This window comes from Eubacterium sp. BIOML-A2 (assembly GCF_009680135.1).
GTDB lineage: Bacteria > Bacillota > Clostridia > Lachnospirales > Lachnospiraceae > Faecalicatena > Faecalicatena contortus_B.
In genome coordinates this window covers 43,770-63,598 of record NZ_WKZK01000054.1, presented here as the reverse complement: position 1 = coordinate 63,598, position 19,829 = coordinate 43,770, and the positions used below count along the sequence as shown (strand labels likewise).

Here is a 19,829-nt window from a genome sequence, read left to right as displayed (position 1 = left end):
TCATGAGGGGCTTGCACACTTTGGGGCCGCCGCGATGCCGCTTTGCGGCTATATACCTTATCGCGGCGTGTGCATCCTCCCGGAGGGTTTTTATGATATAGGAAATTCCGGAGGAATTTCCTATATCATAAAAAATAAGACGCCCTGATATCATAAAAGGTATCAGGCGCGTCTTTTCACTATAGATCAGAGGGTCAACAGTTCGTTTAAAAGAACTTGATCCTCAATACTTTTATTACGATTCGTGCAGCGCCGAAGGCGCGCGGAAAGGAGATTTATATGGGTTTTTTGATATTTATTTCACCACTTTTATTGGGAATTCTGGGCAATGTATTTTACAATGTAGTAGGAAAATCGACACCTGAGAAAATAAATCCTTTTGTTTCTCTTGCAGTTACCTACTGTATGGCGCTTCTGGTTTGTATTGCCCTGTTCCTACTGACAAGCAGAGACAAAAATTTGCTTGCTGCTGCCGCTGAAGCAAATTGGACGTCCTATTGTCTGGGAGTGTGTATTGTGTTTGCTGATCTTTCACTCATTTTATTGTTCAGAGCCGGCTGGGATATCAGCATTGGATCTTTGATAGCGAATATTGCCTGCTCAGTCATTGTTGTAATCATTGGTGTGTGTTTTTTTGGAGAAAATATCACCGCGATGAAAATTACTGGTGTAATTGTCTGTGCGGTTGGACTTTATATCATTAATTCCCCTGAAAAGGCTGCAAGAAAAAAATGATAAGCTAATGTCACATTTACAATGGAGGATAAAATATGAAAGATACAAAAAAAGTTGCAAAATTAAATTATCTGGCTCCAGCAATCTTAATGGTTGTCTCCCGTGTTCCTTATATGATTATTCAGAAGGTTACACCAGAAACCATCGATCCTTATGTTTCTCTTTGTCTGTGCTATGGTGTGTGTCTTATCGTTGTTATTGGAATGTTTTTTTTAACGAAAAAAGGGCAAAACTTTATGTTGGAATTGAAAAAAATCAACTGGACTGCACCTGCACTTGGCATATGCCTTGTATGTATGGACGTATCCGTACTGCTGATGTTCCGTATGGGGTGGAATCTCAGCGTTGGAAGTGTCTTACTATATGTATTGCTGGCAATTGCCCTGGTGATTGTTGGAGCCGTTTTCTATAAAGAAAAAGTTACCCTTAAACGGTTGGTCGGCATAATTATGTGTATTGTCGGCGTTATTTTAATTTCAGAGATATAGGTCACAGGGCTCTTCTTTGTGGTGGTAATTCAAGCGGTATTCTCTGGGAGAAAGACCTGTGGCTTTTTTAAATACTGTGCTGAAATAGGAATAATTTTCATACCCCACGCTTGTAGAGACCTCGTAGACCATAAGATCAGTGGAGGATAACAATTGTTTTGCCTTATTGATGCGTAAAAGAGTAAGATAGTTGACAAATGTTATCCCCACTACTTTTTTAAATATGAGACTCAGATAGCTGGGTGATATATGTATGGATTTTGCTACAGAAGATAAGGAACAATCAAAATCCATGTAATGATTGTCCAGGTAATCCTTAGCCTGATTAAGTATCATCTGCTGCTGGTTTCTACGGGATACGTCGAAGGATGCATCATTAATAACTGGTTTATCCGGCTTCGGCTCAAGGATTTGTACCGGTGCGGATTTCTCATTGCCCGTCACAAACATGTCAACGTCCAACAGCGAGCAGATGCCGTCGCCGACGCAATTCCGCAATAAGTTAAAATCAAAAAACCTCTCATCGACCAAAAGAACTTTCATATTCCCTCACCTCTCATTTTACATCAATTTCCTCGTAGTTAATTGTAGATATAATGTCTAACATTCTGCAAAATTGCTGGATCTCTTCCTCGGAAAAATTTTCTTGGATTCGTGCGATCGCTTCATTGTCCTGCCTGCGGTAGACTTTGTATTTTAGTACAGCTTCCTCATTGACAGTTAAAATGTTCTGTCTGCGATCATCGGGATCCGGGACTTTCAGTACCAGCCCCTGACGGATCAATGCATTGATTTTCAGCGTAATGGCAGGTTTTGAGACCTGGAGTAAATTTGCAATTCTGGAAGCCGTGCATTTTCCCTTCATCGAAAAAATAAGCTCCAGGTAGAGCAGGCTGTTATAGGTAAGAGTCTCATCCACAAACTGCTTGTTCATCAGTCGCAGGTCACATAAAACTGTACTGTAATAAAATGCATCCAAAGCCGTTTTTAAATCCATTGGTTTACATCCCCCCGGGTGAAGTTTAATTTTCTCTTTTGTAATTAGTTAAGTTGTTTTAATTATTATAGCTTAACTAAATTGGCTTGTCAAGAAAGTTTTTGGATAACATTGGGCTTGACAAATGAGAGTTGTATTGCTATTATTTTAACTGATATTAGGCAGATGCTTGATCCACGCTTGTTAGGGAAAAATTCTCTTGCAGGCGTTTTTTTTATTTTAAAACGTAAACGTCCGGAACAGAGAAAAAACATATAAAGTGTAAGGAACCCCAGTAAAATCAATGGGTTCAGGCGTTTAACAAACGTCTATATATCAAAAGAAAAGGAGAAAAGCCATGGTAACAATCAGCAAATTTAGTTATGAAAACCCAAGATTCAATCATCTTCTTAAACGAAGAAGCAGCATTCCTGAAGAGGTGGAAACTACGGTCAGGGAAGTGCTGAAGGATGTAAAGACACGGGGCGACGAAGCTTTGTATGAGTACATGAAGAAATTCGACCATGTTGATATGAATGAAATCGGCTTATTCGTAACAGAGGAAGAATTTGCAGATGCAAAAGAAAAAGTATCAGAAGAATTTAAAGAGTCTGTAAAAAGAGCCTGTGACAATTTATTTAGATTTCATAAAAAGCAATTACCTGCGAGCTTTTCTGAAACCTATGAGGATGGCGCTGTACTCGAACGAAGATATACTCCGATTAACAGTCTGGCTATTAATGTTCCCGGGAATATGGCGCCGCTCGTCTCTACATTATATATGAACGTGATTCCAGCCATCGTGGCCGGAGTTCCAAACATATATATACTGACAAAACCAAGAATAGACGGAACGATTGATGAACATTTACTTTATGTAGCTGACTATCTGAATATCAGAAACTATTATAAAATTTCCGGTTCCCAGGGGTTAGCTGCTGTCGCTTATGGGACGGAAACTGTCAGGAAAGTCGATGCAATAACAGGTCCTGGGAATAACTTTACCCAAATGGCAAAGAAGCTGTTGTTTGGTGAAGTGAAAATTGATTCCATCGCCGGGCCTTCTGAAATTGCAATTATCGCTGACAAAAATGCGAATCCTGTTTTTATAGCTGCAGATATGATGTCTCAGGCAGAGCACGGCACGGGATTTGAGGCAAGTACTGCTTTCTGTTTATCGGAAGAGCAGGCACAAAAGATTAAGGCTGAAATCAACCGTTTGTGTAAAGAACATGGTCTTGTAAAAGCAACCCAAAAAACATTTGAAAATTATGGAGATATTTTTATTGTTGATTCTATCGAGGAAGCTGTGGATGCCGTAAATGAAATTGCTCCGGAACACGCGGAACTGTTATTGGATGATTATCAGGATGCACTTACAAAATTAACGAATGCCGGCGCAGTATTTGTGGGTGAGTACAGTACCGAACCCGTGGGTGATTATTTCTGCGGAACAAATCATATTCTTCCAACATGCGGGACTGCAAAATTTTCTTCCGGCATGTCAGTATTGGAATTTATGAGAGGATATAGTGTCATCCATTATCCGGAAGCTGCATTAAAGAAGAATGCGGATTATATCATTCAGCTTGCAGAGTCCGAGGGAATGTCGGCACATGCCCTGGCAGTTAAAATTAGAAAATAGAATCGAAAGTATTGGCATTTTACCGATGCTTAAAAAGGAGTAAGGTTATGGCGTTAAAGAAAAAACCGGTTACCGGAATGAAGGACATGATGCCCGGGGAAATGGAAATCAGGGATTATGTGATTGGGCTGATCAAGGAGACATATAAATCATTTGGATTTTCCTCAATCGAGACTCCCTGTGTAGAACATATTGAAAATTTGTGCAGTAAGCAGGGCGGGGACAACGAAAAACTAATCTTTAAGATTTTGAAACGCGGAGAAAAGCTGAAGATCGATACAGCCAAAGCGGAGAGCGATCTGGTGGATGGCGGTTTGCGTTATGATTTAACGGTGCCGCTGTCCCGGTATTATTCCAATCATGCGAATGAGCTGCCATCTCCCTTTAAAGCTTTGCAGATCGGAAATGTGTGGCGTGCGGACAGGCCGCAGCGGGGACGCTTCCGTCAGTTCATGCAGTGTGATATTGACATTCTGGATGAACCGGGCAACCTGGCGGAGATAGAGCTGATTTTGGCGACCACGACGCTGCTTGGAAAACTTTCCTTTCAGAACTTCACCATCCGTATCAACGACCGCAGATTCCTGAAAGCAATGGCGGCATACAGTGGATTTGCAGAAGCGGATTATGAAAGTGTCCTTATCACACTGGATAAGATGGATAAAATCGGTATAGACGGCGTGGCAGCAGAATTAGAGGAAAACGGATATGCGAAAGAATCCGTGGACAAATACCTTCAGTTATTTAAAGAGATTACGAATGATGTGGAGGGTGTACGAAGCTGTAAAGAAAAACTAAAAGGTTTTCTTGAGGATGAGGCGGCGGATTCATTGGAAATGATCATTACCAGTGTGGAAAGTGCAAAAGAAGCAGATTTCAGGATCAGTTTCGATCCTGCGCTTGTGCGGGGAATGTCCTATTATACGGGAACCATTTTTGAAATCGCAATGGATGAGTTCGGCGGAAGTGTCGGCGGCGGCGGGCGCTATGATGAAATGATCGGAAAATTTACCGGACAGAGTATCCCTGCGGTCGGCTTTTCCATCGGATTTGAACGCATCGTTATGCTTCTGCTGGAGCGGGGCTTCGTGGTGCCGTCAGGTAGGGAGAAAAAAGCATATCTGATAGAAAAGAACCTGCCGGCTGAAGGAATGCTCAAAGTATTGGAGCTTGCCAAAAGAGAACGCGCGGCGGGCAGGCAGGTCATGATTGTAAAAATGAAAAAGAATAAAAAGTTCCAGAAAGAACAGTTGACAGAACAGGGATATACAGACATTACAGAGTATTACGGGAGTTAGCGACGAGCTTTAGCCTCGGCGCGGATGGGGGCGCTCCATAAATGGATAGCCGAAAGCCTCCCGGAGAACATCCATGTCCTTTCAAAAACGCGGCCGCGGGCCTAAGAAATTCTAGGCGGGAAACAGCCCTGAAAATGGAGCACCACTGACACATCACGAGAAATCCGATGATTTCTCGCGCTGGGTCAGCTGATTTTTGGATTTGGAATCCAAAAATCTCTCCATTTTCAGGGCTGTTTCCCACCAAGAATTTCTAAGGTCCGCTTTGAGCGTTTTTGAAAGGACATGGATGTTCTCCGGGAGGCTTTCGGCTATCCCTTCATGGAGCTGGCGCATCCGGCTGGCAGGAAAAGGACTCGTCCCTAAGGCGGGGCCTCAAACGGGGGCAGCGTATGGAAATAGAATTGGCGGGACTTATATGTCCCCAGTAGGTGTACATAAGCAATGGGATACAGTTCCAGTATCAAAATATTTCAATACACATCTGTAAGATGAAAAGACACGCATAGCCAATCCACATCCGCTGTCCCGGTCCGGAATCCCACCCGGTAGGCAAGCTTTCCTGCCGATTGGATGAACCAGCTTTATGACAGGGAGGCCGGGAAGGTGCTGGGGCTGTATATGCCGTTGCGAAATGCTGGAGTGCGCTTAGTGATTCTTGAACAGCCGATGCCGGATAGGCGGGGAAAAACTTGATCTCCAAATCAAGTTGTTGCTGAACCCAGCGCGGGAAATCATCAGATTTCCCGTGATGTGTTCAGCGTACCCGCCTATCCGGCATCGGCTGTTCTAGAATCACTTAGCAGCATGGGTGCATATCGCAACGGCATATACAGCCCCGGCACCTCCCCGGCCTCCCTGTCATGAAGCGTCCCCGTCCGTCGACAAGTCTAAAGCTTGCCGACTAAATCCCGATTTAGATGTTGGCTGGAACGTGAAAAGTAAGATCTGAACAGTAACTCAAAAGCTTGACAGTTTATACTGTAATTGTTATGATTACAGTATAAACTGTATTTCTTTTCATTACAGAATGAGGTGAAATAGCCATGAAAAAAAGAAACACGGTCTTAGCCGTTCTGTTAAGCGCATCCTTTCTGCTGACAGCGTGCCAGAATACCACAGAACCGGCTGCCGAAAACACCGCGGCAAATACCAACTCAGATACTTCCGGCTTTGAGAATATGAAAGTCCGGAAACTGGACGGAACAGAAACAGATATGAACAGTATCCTTAGCAACGCAGAGCTTACAGTCTTTAATATCTGGGAACCCTCCTGCGGCTCCTGTCAAAGCGAAATGGAGGCTCTCGCAGCGCTTGGAGATCAATATTCCGGCAGGGGTGTCCAGATCATAGGGATCATAAAGGGAGTTACCCAAAAAAGGGATGAAGAGGCTCTTGCGGTCATTTCCGAGACCGGTGCACATTATATCCAGCTGCTGGATTCCGAAGAACTTGAAAAAATGATGCCCGGCCTTTATGAAGAGACTCCGTCAACCGTTCTTTACAGCAGGGACAAAGAGCAGCTGGGGACTGTATATGCAGGTGCCCGGGATGAAGATTACTGGGGAAAGGAAATCGAAAAATATCACAGCAAAGTCTGTGAAAATGATCATCCTGCAGATTGTGCTGTCGGGTGAACGCCCTGGTAGCAGCAGGCTGCTGCTTTCCGCAAACCTCCGGACCACTGCCGGCTTCACCGGCTTTTGTCCGGAGGTTTTTTATACTGCATTCAGCCTTATTTCCCCACCCAAACGGCATGCACCTTATTTTTCTACTGTGAATACAATAAAACCAGGCAAACTGCGCCGGTACACAAACTATGTAATCAACCAGAAGCTTAACTGATCAAGGAGGAATAGATCATGCCCGCTACCCTTAATGGAACCGTATTTCGCGACCTGAATCATGAAGGTCAGTACGTCCCCGGCTCACCAGGTATCTCCCAGGTGGTCCTCGTACTTTTTTCAGATTCTGCCTCTGGCCCCTTCTGTGCATCAACAGTCACATATTCAGACGGCCGATACTCTTTTACAGTCACAGACCCGGGAACTTATACTGTCTATGAAACTGGAGTACAGTCCGGAAACTGCCCGCCCTCTAACGCAGGACAGCCCGCCGGTTACACATTTTCCAACACCCCCAGAAAGCAGACCGTCATGGTCAGTGCCGGTCAGATTAACAATCACGAAAATATTGACAATTTGAACTTCAGCCATGACTCGCAGAGTGCTCCTTATCCCTGCGGCAGAGAAATGATCCTTTTTGAGGGCAGGCCCACCATGCGTCACACCGTCGATCTGATCACCGGTGCATCCCTCCTGCAAGGCCCTCTGTCTAATAATGGGTCCGTCAATGCGATAGGTTTCAGCACAATTGATTATCATGTCTACGGATATGACCAGTCAAACAACACCATTGTCCGGGTGGATAATAATGGCGAAGTGGTTCTGCTCAATCCCCGCCCCGCCGGCATGCCTGCTGCCCCTTATTCCGCCGGCACAATGGATATGGCGGGTTTCTATTATCTCTACGTTCCTGGAACCAGCCGTTTCTATACGGTCGACCTGCGCACAGATTCTCTTACATTCTTAAAGCTTGTAGATCCAGCTAACGGCTTTACGGAACAGACCTCCAATTACGGCACACCCTTATCCGCCCCTCTTACCATCGGTGACTGGGCATTCAGCCCTGCAGACCAGCGGTTGTATGGTGTGGAGAGAGACGGCGCCGTATACCGGATTGATGAGTACACCGGAACCGTAACGCCTCTGGAAACAACCGGCCCTAATCCCGGTGATACCTTTGGCTCTGTAGTAATTGACGGCAGCGGGAACCTCTATGCGGTCAGCAATGGGGACGGCACCATTTACCGTTACCGGATCAGCGGAGATACCGCAGCGGGCGCACGTTTTTCAATGACACCGGTGGATGCATTCAATGACGGCGCCCTCTGTCCCTATGCAGTCATTGAGCTGGATTATGGTGACGCACCGGACGCAGGCGGAGGAGGAACAGGAAGCTATAATACCCTGCTTACAAGCAACGGCCCGCGCCACGGCACCGGAAGCCCCCTGTATTTAGGAACACAGGTGACATCCGAAGAAGACGCTTATCAGAATGCCACCGCTACCGGCGATGATCTGTATCATGGGATTCAGGATGACGGCCTGTCTATCCCTCTGCCCATGCTGGCAGTGGCGGCCCTGAATTACTCTCTATCTGTCACTGCTACAAATTATACTAGCGAAACGGCTTATCTGTATGGATGGATTGATTTTAACAAAAACGGGTTGTTTGAAGCCTCCGAGGCGGCGCCCGTGCTTATTGTTCCGGCCTATTCAGGAACCGGCCAATATACCCTGGATTTTGCAATTCCCGCCGGTACTGTTATAAGGCCCGACCATACCTTTGTCAGACTGCGTCTTACCACAGAGCTTCTGACAGATACGGGGCTGGAAACGCAGGATACCCGAAGCGTAGGCCCTGCCGCTGACGGCGAAGTGGAGGATTATATTCTCAAAATCGGCACCACTACGGATGTGGCGCTCACAAAAACTGCCGACAGAGACGTACTGGTTACAGGAGATCTCATTCATTACACAATCACCATCACAAATCACGGCCCGGAAACGGCACTGGATGTCATACTGGAAGATTTGATTCCGCCGGAGATCACCAATCCCATGTACAGTCTGGATCAGGGTCCACTGGATTACTGGCCGGGAACCCTTGCGCTCGGCGATATGCCGCCCGGCCAGGTCATCACAGTTGTGATCCAGGGTGTCTTCGATGGCTCCACAATAGGACCGGTCGTAAACACGGCATCCGTCACCTCTCATTCCGAAGACTCTGATCCGGTCAACAACTCGGATACTGTGATTACTCCAGTCAACCGGGCCGCCAGCCTTGTCATTGAAAAAACGCCTGACAAAGATCCTGCTGTGATAGGAGAAAGCCTCACATTTAACATCTCAGTAACTAACAATGGCCCCGATGCCGCCGAAAATGTCATCATGTATGACATTGTTGAAACAGATTTTGAAAATCCTGAGTATTCCCTGGACAACGGCGCCACCTGGTATCCATGGCATGGCCAGCTTTTCGCAGGAACACTGGATGCCGGATTTGTTTACACATTTCTGCTTCGAGGAACCGTTCTTTCCGGAATCTCTGATGCACTCACTAACACGGCCTCTGTCACCAGCGATACCGATGACCCGGATCCGGATGACAATACCGTTACCGTTATCGTCCCCAAGTCTTCGTCCGCGGACCTGTCCGTGGTGAAAACCGGTGTCTCAAACCCAGTGGCTGCGGGGCAGACATTAACCTATATTATAACTGTAACAAACAGCGGCCCTTCCCCGGCACAGGATGTTGAGATAACCGATGTGCTTTCTGCCGATCTATTGAATGCGGAATATTCTACGGATCAGATCAGCTGGCTTGCGTGGAACGGAGGCCATATGGTGGGAATTCTGGAAGCAGGTGCCGTTTATACGCTGTATCTGCGTGCATCCGTCAGTCCTGATGCAGTGCCGGGAACGCTTTCCAATACTGTGAATGTCGCCTCGCAGACGCCGGACCCGGATCCGGGCAATAACGAATATACGGAAGTAATAACGCTGGAAGGCACTGCAGATCTCAGCGTTACGAAAACAGCGTACCCTGATACCGCAATATCAGGTGAAAAACTGGCCTATACCATTCTTGTTACGAATAAAGGTCCCTCGGATGCAGTCAATATCGTAATATCAGATATGCTCCCTCCTGGCCTGGAAAATGCGCAGTACTCCGTAGACGGAATCAATTTTCTGCCTTGGAACGGACAGTACAATCAGATATCTCTGTCCGCTGACGGCACTATTACCCTGACGATCCTCGCGGATGTTTCCCTTTCCCAGACAGAAGACCTGTTCAACATGGCCTCAGCCTTCAGCGATACCTTTGACCCGAATACGGATAATAACACAGATACTATCATAACGCCTGCTGACGCCTTCGCAGACCTGCAGATTGTAAAAACAGGTCCTGACTCAGCGGCTGCCGGTGAGGCTGTCATATATACACTCACCATTACAAACAATGGCCCCAGCAGAGCAGTGAATATTAATATAACAGATCTCCTTCCGGCAGCAGTCATGGACCCGGATTTCACCTTAAATGGTATCTATACAGGCGTATGGAATGGCAGTTATTTCCTGGCATCCCTGGATCCGTCTGAATCAGCGGAGTTGGTTATCACAGGAACACTTAGCCCTTTTGCATCAGGAACTCTGGTAAATGGTGCCTCCGTATCTGCCTCCACACCGGATCCGGATCTCACAAATAACACCTCTGAAACGACGGCAGCGATCACAGCCTTCGCAGATATTTCGGTTATAAAAGCGGCCTCTCCTTCCCCGGCCATAGCCGGAGAATACCTGATTTATACCATTGTGGCGAGCAATGCAGGCCCATCTGCCGCTGAGAGCGTGGTCTTGGAAGATACGATTCCTTCCGGACTCTCCGGGCTGGAATACTCCACAGATGAACAGAACTGGAGGCCCTGGGTCTCTTCCCTTACAATCGGTACAATTGATCCCGGAGTGCCAGTCATTATTTATATCCGGGGAACAGTAGCTGCATCCGCCTCAGGGCTGGTTACCAATACCGTGGCCATATCATCCCAGACGCCGGATCCGAATCCGGATAACAATACGTCTGCCGCTACAACACCTGTCGAGACCTCCGCAGATCTTTCCATTGTAAAGACTGCAGCCCCGAGTCCCGCAGTACCGGGCAGCCTTCTTTCCTATACCGTGTCTGTCTCTAATGCCGGTCCCTCCGATGCCCGGAATGTACAATTGATAGATCCCATATCTTCGCTGTTATCTTCCGTTGAATACTCGGTTGACAACGGGGAAAACTGGGCCCCATGGCAGGGAACGTTCAATCTGGGAACACTCGAAGCCGGAACCGGCGCTATCATATTAATACGAGGGAATCTGAGCAGCGCAGCAACGGGCACCATAGAAAATATAGCCATCATCAGCTCTACAACTCCGGATCCCGATCCGGATAATAACTCTTCCACCCTATTTACGCCGATACAGAGTTCTGCCGATCTATCTGTTGTAAAATCTGCAGATCCGGTTCCTGCAGTACCGGGACAGTACCTGACCTACACGGTTACCGTCCGCAATGCCGGGCCGGAGACGGCACAGGATGTCTCGCTGTTTGACACACTGCCGGCAGAGCTGTCTCAGCCGTTATTTTCAACAGACGGAGGCACTGCCTGGAATCCATGGTCCAGCCCATATATCATAGGGACATTGGACAGCAATGCCGATGCTGTCATTCTGCTGCGCGGCATACTGGGCGCATCCACTGTCAAACTTCTAACAAATGAGGCATTTGTTTCCTCTTCCACTCCGGATCCTGATCCGGATAATAATACGTACAGTCTTCTGACACCGGTCGGGGCTTCGGCTGATATCTCAGTCACGAAAGCTGCATCACCGGTTCCTGCAGTCCCGGGCTCGCTGATTACCTACACCATACAGGTTGCCAACGCAGGACCGGATACCGCCGATCAGATTGTCCTGACGGACCTTCTGTCTGCAGAGATTCAAAATCCGGAGGCCTCTCTAAACGGAGACTCCTACTCCACATGGGACGGTTCGCTGAATATCGGCAGCCTGGAAGCTGCCCAAAGCGCCCTCGTTACGATTCGGGGAACGATTGCTGTTGATGCTGTCACACCGATATATAACAAAGCTTCTGTGTCCTCCGATACGCCGGATCCTGTTCCGGATAATAACACGGCTGAGCTGGAGACGCCGCTTGCTCCTTCAGCGAATCTATCCGTCACTAAAAGCGGAAGTCCCAATCCGGCCGTTCCAGGAGAACCTGTAACCTACACGCTGGCCATACGCAATGCAGGTCCCTCCCAGGCCAGCGGCATCATTGTGATTGATGCGGTTTCCAGTCTTCTGGGGCAGGCAGAATACCGCACAGATGATGCCTCCGGCTGGGAACCGTGGACCGGAACCTGGCAGCTCTCTTCCCTGGAGCCGGGCAGTTCTGCCGTACTGACGATCCGCGGCACATTAAGTGCATCCGCCACAGGAGTGCTTACAAACACCGCTGTCATTACCTCCTCCACCTCAGACCCCGACCCGTCAGATAACCGGGATACGGAGGAACTGCAGATCACACCGTCTGCTGATCTTTCCGTCACAAAATCCGCCAGCCCTGTGCCGGCAGTGCCCGGCGGCCTGGTAGTCTACACACTGACCGCATCCAACGCCGGACCTTCCGATGCCGCAAACGTTACTCTGAAGGATACACTTTCTGCGCAGCTGACCGGCCAGGAATACTCTGCCGACAATGGCCGTACCTGGAATGAATGGAACGGCTCCTTTACGCTCGATCAGCTAAGCGTCGGAATGACCTACACGCTGCTCCTTCGTGGCCTGCTCACAATCCAGAATCCGGGTGTACGGGAACTCTTAAATACAGTTTTCATAGACAGCGATACCCCAGACCCTGATCCAGATAATAACTCCGTTATCATCATAACACCTGTCAGAGCAACGGCTGACCTTGCGATTCGTAAAACAGCTTCACCTTCTCCTGTATCGCCGGGGGAACCCCTCACTTATGATATCTCTGTTAACAACCTGGGCCCGGATGCGGCCGAGAACGTGCTTATCACAGATGCTGCCATATTAAATGAACTGGAGAATCCTCTGTATTCCACGGATGGCGGACTAACTTGGAGCAAATGGAGCGGTTCTTTCTCCGTCGGTACTCTGCAGCCAGGGAGTGATTTTTCCGCCCTGCAGATAAGAGGCGCCGTCCCCGAAGGAAGAACGGCTGTCCTGAACACCGCAGCGGTCAGCAGCACGACTTCAGATCCGGATTCAGGCAATAATACGGTTTCTATCACAATACCTGTGATTCCATCGGCGGACCTTTCAATCACTAAAGAAGCCGCACCGTCACCTGCCATTCCCGGGGAAACACTGACTTATACCATAACGCTGGAAAACCACGGACCCGGGAACGCCCGGAATATCACACTGATTGATACCGTTCCTGCACAGCTTATGAATGCTGTGTTCTCGGTCAACCAGGGGCAGACCTGGCAGACCTGGCAATCACCTTACCAGGCTGAGAACCTGGCAGCCGGAGACAGTATTGTGGTCCTCATTCGGGGAACACTAAATAAAACTGTATCCGGCGCCATCATAAATACGGCGGCAGTCGCCTCATCTACACCTGACCCTGATCCAACAAACAACACTGCAACTGAGAAGACATCCGTTGAGGACACGGCGGATCTGTCAATCACCAAACTGGCCCATCCCAATCCTGCCGTTCCCGGCCAATACCTGACGTATTCCATCCTTGTTTCAAACGCCGGTCCTGCAGATGCGCTGAATGTATTATTAACTGATCCCGCAGTAAACGCTGAATATTCCCTTGATTCCGGCATACACTGGCTGCCCTGGACCGGTTCGTACACCCTGGGAACCGTTTATACAGGCACCGTAATCAGGCTTTTGCTGCGCACGCTTCCTGATGCGGATAACACCGGTGTACTCAGCAACACTGCCGGTGTGACATCATCCACACCAGATCCCGATCCCGATAACAATACGGTTACCGTAGACACACCCATCGCGGAAACAGCCGATCTGAAACTGGAGAAAACCTCCGATATCACTTACGCAGTTTTGGGCGACACGGTCACTTATCAGATCCATGTCTCAAACCTGGGGAATATAGATGCAGAAAATGTAATGCTCCGGGATGATCCTCCGGAAGGACTGGAGAACCTGGAGTATTCCACCGACAATGGAGATACCTGGAACCGCTGGAGCAGTCCTTACGCCATCGGAACCATACCAAATCATGAATCACGGATGATTCTACTGAAGGGGACCGTGACGGCAGCAACCGGAAGCATTGTAAATATGGCTTATGTAACCAGTGATACTCCCGATCCGGACCACAGCAACAACAGCGGCTATTCCAGTATCGATGTAGGCAATGTACCGTCCGCTGACCTGGCAGTTACCAAAAAGGCGCACTGCCGGACCGTGTGCCCCGGAAGATTTATAGAATACTGTATCACTGTGACCAATCTGGGCCCGGATATGGCAAAAGATGTTATTATTACCGATCTGCTTCCGACCGCCATTTTTGAACCGCGCTATTCTTTGAATAACGGCCATACCTGGCAGCCCTGGACAGGGCAGCTTATGATAGGAAGCCTGGCTGACAAAGACACCGTAACACTGTTTCTAACCGGCAAGATAGATTGCTGCGCCCACGGTACTATCACAAATACCGTTACCGTATCCGGCTCCGTACAGGATCCAAATCCGGAAAACAACAGAGCAGACGCTGCTGTAACCGTATGTAGTAATTAAACATTTCAGTTCACAGTTTCGTAACAATTTATTTATTAAAAACTTACGCAAAATAAATGATTTGTTACCATTATGTAACAATAAGGCACTTTTTATTTTACACTTCAATGCAAAATGTTATTATTATCCTACTTTAAGATTACAAAAGATGAGGAATAAGAGATGATGACCAATAAAATAGGCAGTAACATCAGGGCGCTGAGGAAAAAGAATTACCTAACCCAGGAGCAATTGGCAGAAACGCTGAATATGACACGCCAAACGCTCTCCAACTACGAACTAGGAAAACGGATTCCTGATATTTATGAATTGATACGAATTGCAGATTTATTTCATGTCTCTTTAGACGAAATGGTCGGAAGGAATCCAAATAATTACAAAAACAAGGACTGCGGTTTATAATCGTAGTCTTTGTTTTATTTATACCATAAATGACTGATCAAAATATCCTAAAGTTTGACGGCAATATGGCAATTGCCTGGAGCGGAAGCCTTGACTTTACCGTGGAACGTTCCGGTAAAACACTGCTTGGTTCTGCTGCTTCCGGGGAGGGACTGGTAAATGTGTATAAGGGAACAGGAAAAGTACTGCTTGCCCCTGTAGACAGGCCGGTCGTCTAAACAAAAGAATTGCACAGCCATCACAGAAAGCACATCAGAAATGGTGTGCTTTCTATTCTATCTGCTAAAATTCAGAAATGCGGCTACATCATGAGCAAAGCCTTTCCAAAATAAGATCCAGTACACCTGAGGCGGCCCTTCTCCCTTCCAGGCCGCCGCTTGCCCAGCGTGCTTCCTTTACCAGCCATTTGTACGATGTCAGCCGGCCTTTCTTTGCCGATATATCAACCTCTCCTATTGAAAATGTAACCGCAGTATCCCGCTCTGCCTTTCCGCTTCCACACTGAAAAGACGGGATTCCCCTTCCCCCGCTTGAATTAAAATTATAGGCCCCCTTGTGCATGTGCCCGCATAAATAAAAATCAATATTATAGTCGTTAAAATTCTTCCAAATAAACTGCTGGTCATTCTCTGTAAACCAATTGACCGGGTGATGGCCTGCAGCAATATTAATACACTTTTCCTGATCTTTTAACTTTCTGATTTCCTGATAAAAAGATCCTTTTTCAAGGATAAGCTTACCTTCGTCCTCATCAGTTCCGGACGTAAAGGCCGTATTTATTAAAAATACATTAAACTTATCTTTTGTAATTGTTTTATATATATATTGAGCCTCCTCATTTTTTATTTTTCTATAAAATATATTATATTTGCTGAAATCCTTCTGTAATTGCCTAATATTGTCCTTTCCAAACTCAAATCCGCTTTTTCTTGTTTCCGCTACCGCAAGATCCCTGGAGTGAGACCTGGCCAGGTCATGATTCCCCGGTATGATAAATAACTCATCCGGAGTGAGTTTTAAGAGATAAATTAATGCTTCAATAAATTTCTTCAGATTATAATCATAATATCCTCCCTGGTAAGTCAGATCACCGGTGATAAATACCGCATCAAATTCATGTTCTTGGGACATCTCCCATAATTTTTCTAAAAGACTGTCCCTCATTCGTTTCATTTCATTGTTCTCATCAGCAGAAAAATGTATATCTGACAAATGCACCCACCTTATAGTATCCATTTTACCTCCAGAGCTTAAAACTGGCACCCCAGTATTCATGACATCATTTTAGCATATTCTTATAGAGTTGTCCCTTATCATTACAAAATAAAAAGGAAGGCGGCTCAAGTTTGAGCGCCTTCCTTTTTATAAGTGTAAAAGCTGATTACAAATCATAATATTTTTCAAATTCCGCGGGGTGCGGTATCTGTGATATCTCCAGGCTTTCTTTCCGTCTGCGTTTCAGCCAGATCTCAATCAGCCTCTCCGGAAACACCCCTCCCGCCGTCAGATATTCATGGTCGCATTCCAGTGCATCCAGTGCTTCATCCAGCGTCTTTGGAAGTGACTGGATCTTTGCCTTTTCCTCCTCCGGCAGATCGTAAAGATTGCAGTCATAGGGACCCCAGCCATGTTCAGTAGGATCGATCTGGTTCTTGATACCGTCCAGTCCGGCCATCAAAATCGCTGCGTAAGCATAATATGGATTGGCAGTAGCATCCGGATTCCTCAGCTCAAAACGCTTTGCCTTCGGTGACTTCGCATAGGCCGGGATACGGATCACAGCACTGCGGTTAGAGGTTGCGTACCCAATCGTAACAGGCGCCTCATATCCCGGAACAAGCCGTTTGAAAGAGTTTGTAGAGGGATTGGTAAATGCGCAGAGAGAACCAATGTGCTTCAAAAGCCCGCCGATAAAGTAATGCGCGGTTTTGCTTAAACCGGAATAGCCTTTCTCATCATAGAAAATCGGCTCTCCGTCTTTCATAAGGAGCATATGCACATGCATTCCGTTTCCGGCTTCTTTATGGATTGGTTTGGGCATAAATGTAGCGGTCTTGCCTTCCTGTACGGCAGCATTTTTAATGATATATTTGATAATCATTGTCTTATCCGCCATGTCCACCATATCACCCAGTTCTACTTCAATCTCCATCTGTCCTGAGCCGCCTACCTCATGGTGGTGGTATTTCACGTCGATTCCCCAGTCTTCCATATACATACACATCTTGCTTCTTAAGCTGTAAGCGATGTCATGCGGCGCTGCAATATGATATCCGCCGCCTTTGGGCACCTGGTATCCTGCATTGTCAGGCCCTTCTTTTCCGCTGTTCCAGGATGCCTGCCTGGTGTCTACCGTAAAAGAGGTCTTATAGGGCTCTGCCATATAGCTTACATTGTCAAATAAATGAAATTCAAATTCCGGCCCGATCAGCATCTCGTCTGCAATTCCCTCTGACTTCATATATTCCATTGCACGCAGGCTGACGTTCCTTGGGTATTGATCGAAAGGGGTATTCTCCTTCCCAATCACGCATACATTCCCGCACATGGTCATGGTAGGAATCTCCGTAAATGGGTCGACAACCGCGGTTGCCGGATCGGGGATGAATACCATATCGCTCTTCTCCACCGGTGCATATCCGTAGTTGGAACCGTCAAACCCAATGCCATAGACGAAAATGTCGTCGTCGAACCTTTCTACAGGGATTGTGATATGACGCCACCTTCCGTCCAGGTCCGTCATCTTGAAATCAATCATTCTGATTCCCTTCTCATTGCATACCTTCCTGATATCAGTGCTGTTTAACATGATATACCTCCAATTAGTAAATTTGTTTTTCCTGAACTTTGTCCCAGTATTTGTTCAGGCCACATGTCTTGTCTCATGATATTATTACTATTTTAGCATATCCTGGCAGCAAAAGGGAATGTTAAGTTCATCATTTAATTATAAAAAAGGATGCTGTTGGTAACACTCTGAGGGTGCACACAATAACGTTATCCGGACATAGGCACAGCAACCTGTGACCTTTGGTTTCTAAAGCTTGAGCATCTTAATGTGTAAACCCGTATACCTTTGGTTTTTTATCTTTCGCATGGGGGAGTATGACCGCTTCGTCTAATTCACGGATTCCCTCTTCTATGTCACGCATGAGCAGTTCTGCCATATCATAATTCAAGTCGGCACGGCAGACGATTCTCTGAATAACAGTATCTTCCAGATTCACAGGCAGCGGATAAGTAGGAATCTGCCATCCCCTCATAAGCAGGCGGTCAGAGAGATCATAAAGAGTCCACTCCTGCCCCGTTTTTTCTTTTATTGTATAGCATACAACCGGCAAGTCGCTTCCGTCATGGTATATGAAAAATCTTCCTGTTTTCTCAATTTCCTTTGCCAGATAGTGAGCCACGTCCTGTGTTTTTTGCTGAATGCGGCGGTATCCCTCCCTGCCAAGCCGGATGAAATTGTAATACTGGCCGATAATCTGGCTGGCCGATCTGGAAAAATTGATTGCAATTGTCGGCATCTTACCTCCGAGATAATCTACCTCAAATATTAGTTCCTCTGGAAGATATTCTTTGTCTTTCCACAAAATCCATCCGATACCCGGATAGACAAGACCATATTTATGACCGGAACAGTTGATTGACACTACATTTTTTAAACGGAAATCCCAGCAAAGCTCCGGATTGACAAATGGAACGAACAAACCTCCGGAAGCGGCGTCAACATGGATATAAACTTTGTGCTCTGTTGAAGCATTGTATTCTTCAAGTATCTGGTCAATCGCCTTCAAATCATCAAATTTCCCTGTATATGTAATGCCGAGGATACCGACTACACCAATCGTATACTCATCTACATAGTTTAATACTGCATCTGGACGCATACTCATACATTCTGTATCCATCGGCACCTGACGAAGTTCTACATCCCAGTAAACACAGAATTTCTCCCAGCAGACCTGATAACCTGATGAAATGACCAGATTTGGCTTTTTGTTTACATCAAGCCCTAAAACAGAGGCCCGCTTACGCCACCGGAATTTCATTGCCATCCCTGCCAGCATGCACGCTTCCGAGGAACCTACTGTGGATGTGCCGATTGCAGCGTCTGTTTCCGCGGCATTCCATAGATCCGATATAATCCGTATGCAGCGCTGTTCTATCTCGGCTGTCTGCGGGTATTCCGTCTTGTCAATGGCATTTTTTTCAAGTGTCTCTGACATCAGTCTGATCGCCTCATCTTCCATGTAGGTCTGACAGAAAGTAGCCAGATTTAACCTTGCATTCCCCTCGTTCATCAGTTCATCCATTATGAGCCGGTATGCAAGGGCTGGTTCTAAGGGCTGTTCCCCTATCTTGTTTTTCGTAATCGGGGAGTCCGCCGCTAACGTCCCGAATAAAGGCGTATCATAAGAATCCTTTAGTTTTCGTTTTTCCTTATCACACAGCATAATCATTTCCTCCTGATCTTCATTTGATATAGACTGACGCAGTATCCGTATTCTTTGATGCTAATACTACTTTATCACAAAAGGCGTAATAAAGGAAAATATATGAGCAACTTCTTCTATTGATTTCAATTCCCTAGAGCATAATCCCATTATTTATCTACACTAAACATCATAAAATCAGCACCTTTTGATTTATAGATTTGTATTACGTTTTTCTGGCTTTATCCATCGAAACTTATTACAAAATAAGCCCTTACAAACAGCGTAAAACCGCTATTTATAAGGGCTTGTTTCTAAAATATTAACGCAAACCTAATATTACTGTCCCATCTGTTTTGCCAACTTTTATTTACTGTTTTCTCAAATGCCCATTTTATAAGGCTTTCTACGCTTTCCTCAATTCTGC

At 46.5% G+C, this 19,829-nt stretch carries 12 protein-coding genes and 1 pseudogene; 8 read left to right on the top strand and 5 right to left on the bottom strand.

The features are described from left to right. The first annotated feature begins 279 nt into the window (after positions 1–279). Both GKG43_RS17315 and GKG43_RS17310 read left to right on the top strand, forming a co-directional pair. The gene (locus tag GKG43_RS17315) at positions 280–735 is read left to right on the top strand and encodes an EamA family transporter (protein ID WP_055155378.1); all 456 of its coding nucleotides are present in this window, start codon (positions 280–282) and stop codon (positions 733–735) included. Between the two features lie 35 nt (positions 736–770). Further along, positions 771–1,223, top strand: a complete 453-nt coding sequence (locus GKG43_RS17310; protein ID WP_050639521.1) for an EamA family transporter — start codon at positions 771–773, stop codon at positions 1,221–1,223. Here GKG43_RS17310 and GKG43_RS17305 read toward each other — a convergent pair. Together GKG43_RS17305 and GKG43_RS17300 are read right to left on the bottom strand one after the other, a co-directional pair. Next, positions 1,212–1,766, bottom strand: coding sequence for an AraC family transcriptional regulator (locus GKG43_RS17305; RefSeq protein WP_050639522.1), 555 nt, complete (start codon positions 1,764–1,766; stop codon positions 1,212–1,214). The genes GKG43_RS17310 and GKG43_RS17305 overlap by 12 nt on opposite strands. Before the next feature lie 13 nt (positions 1,767–1,779). Next, positions 1,780–2,220 carry a MarR family winged helix-turn-helix transcriptional regulator gene (locus GKG43_RS17300; RefSeq protein WP_025656851.1) on the bottom strand — a complete coding sequence of 147 codons (441 nt, stop codon included), beginning with the start codon at positions 2,218–2,220 and terminating at the stop codon, positions 1,780–1,782. Positions 2,221–2,557: 337 nt separating this feature from the next. Between GKG43_RS17300 and hisD the strand changes: the two genes are divergently transcribed. From hisD to GKG43_RS17270, 6 genes and pseudogenes are all read left to right on the top strand, one after another. Continuing rightward, complete coding sequence (hisD, locus tag GKG43_RS17295; protein ID WP_129880103.1) at positions 2,558–3,844, top strand: histidinol dehydrogenase; 1,287 nt, start codon at positions 2,558–2,560, stop codon at positions 3,842–3,844. Between the two features lie 47 nt (positions 3,845–3,891). Continuing rightward, a complete protein-coding gene (gene hisS, locus GKG43_RS17290) occupies positions 3,892–5,142 on the top strand; it encodes a histidine--tRNA ligase (RefSeq protein ID WP_055155376.1) in 1,251 nt (416 codons plus the stop codon). Between the two features lie 1,046 nt (positions 5,143–6,188). Then, positions 6,189–6,779, top strand: a complete 591-nt coding sequence (locus tag GKG43_RS17285; RefSeq protein ID WP_055152790.1) for a TlpA disulfide reductase family protein — start codon at positions 6,189–6,191, stop codon at positions 6,777–6,779. 225 nt (positions 6,780–7,004) lie between these two features. Further along, entirely contained in the window at positions 7,005–14,564 is a 7,560-nt protein-coding gene (locus tag GKG43_RS17280) for an SdrD B-like domain-containing protein (protein ID WP_129880032.1), read from the top strand. Positions 14,565–14,726: 162 nt separating this feature from the next. Beyond that, on the top strand, positions 14,727–14,966 hold the full coding sequence (locus GKG43_RS17275) for a helix-turn-helix transcriptional regulator (RefSeq protein WP_050638712.1): 240 nt from the start codon (positions 14,727–14,729) through the stop codon (positions 14,964–14,966). A gap of 41 nt (positions 14,967–15,007) precedes the next feature. Next, positions 15,008–15,184 (top strand): annotated as a pseudogene (locus tag GKG43_RS17270) (AIM24 family protein); the annotation flags it as partial. Between the two features lie 88 nt (positions 15,185–15,272). Here GKG43_RS17270 and GKG43_RS17265 read toward each other — a convergent pair. The 3 genes from GKG43_RS17265 to GKG43_RS17255 form a co-directional block, all read right to left on the bottom strand. Further along, a complete protein-coding gene (locus GKG43_RS17265; RefSeq protein WP_157355622.1) occupies positions 15,273–16,178 on the bottom strand; it encodes a metallophosphoesterase in 906 nt (301 codons plus the stop codon). Between the two features lie 169 nt (positions 16,179–16,347). Further along, complete coding sequence (gene glnA, locus GKG43_RS17260) at positions 16,348–17,775, bottom strand: type I glutamate--ammonia ligase (protein ID WP_050638714.1); 1,428 nt, start codon at positions 17,773–17,775, stop codon at positions 16,348–16,350. Positions 17,776–18,019: 244 nt separating this feature from the next. Next, positions 18,020–19,423, bottom strand: coding sequence for a glutamate decarboxylase (locus GKG43_RS17255; RefSeq protein WP_129880030.1), 1,404 nt, complete (start codon positions 19,421–19,423; stop codon positions 18,020–18,022). Positions 19,424–19,829 lie beyond the last annotated feature (406 nt).

Excerpts from the sequence above, each read along its gene's own strand:
- GKG43_RS17315 (WP_055155378.1), top strand. The coding sequence starts at position 280 with ATGGGTTTTTTGATATTTATTTCACCACTTTTATTGGGAATTCTGGGC.
- GKG43_RS17310 (WP_050639521.1), top strand. The coding sequence starts at position 771 with ATGAAAGATACAAAAAAAGTTGCAAAATTAAATTATCTGGCTCCAGCA.
- GKG43_RS17305 (WP_050639522.1), bottom strand. The coding sequence starts at position 1,766 with ATGAAAGTTCTTTTGGTCGATGAGAGGTTTTTTGATTTTAACTTATTG.
- GKG43_RS17300 (WP_025656851.1), bottom strand. The coding sequence starts at position 2,220 with ATGGATTTAAAAACGGCTTTGGATGCATTTTATTACAGTACAGTTTTA.
- hisD (WP_129880103.1), top strand. The coding sequence starts at position 2,558 with ATGGTAACAATCAGCAAATTTAGTTATGAAAACCCAAGATTCAATCAT.
- hisS (WP_055155376.1), top strand. The coding sequence starts at position 3,892 with ATGGCGTTAAAGAAAAAACCGGTTACCGGAATGAAGGACATGATGCCC.
- GKG43_RS17285 (WP_055152790.1), top strand. The coding sequence starts at position 6,189 with ATGAAAAAAAGAAACACGGTCTTAGCCGTTCTGTTAAGCGCATCCTTT.
- GKG43_RS17280 (WP_129880032.1), top strand. The coding sequence starts at position 7,005 with ATGCCCGCTACCCTTAATGGAACCGTATTTCGCGACCTGAATCATGAA.
- GKG43_RS17275 (WP_050638712.1), top strand. The coding sequence starts at position 14,727 with ATGATGACCAATAAAATAGGCAGTAACATCAGGGCGCTGAGGAAAAAG.
- glnA (WP_050638714.1), bottom strand. The coding sequence starts at position 17,775 with ATGTTAAACAGCACTGATATCAGGAAGGTATGCAATGAGAAGGGAATC.
- GKG43_RS17255 (WP_129880030.1), bottom strand. The coding sequence starts at position 19,423 with ATGCTGTGTGATAAGGAAAAACGAAAACTAAAGGATTCTTATGATACG.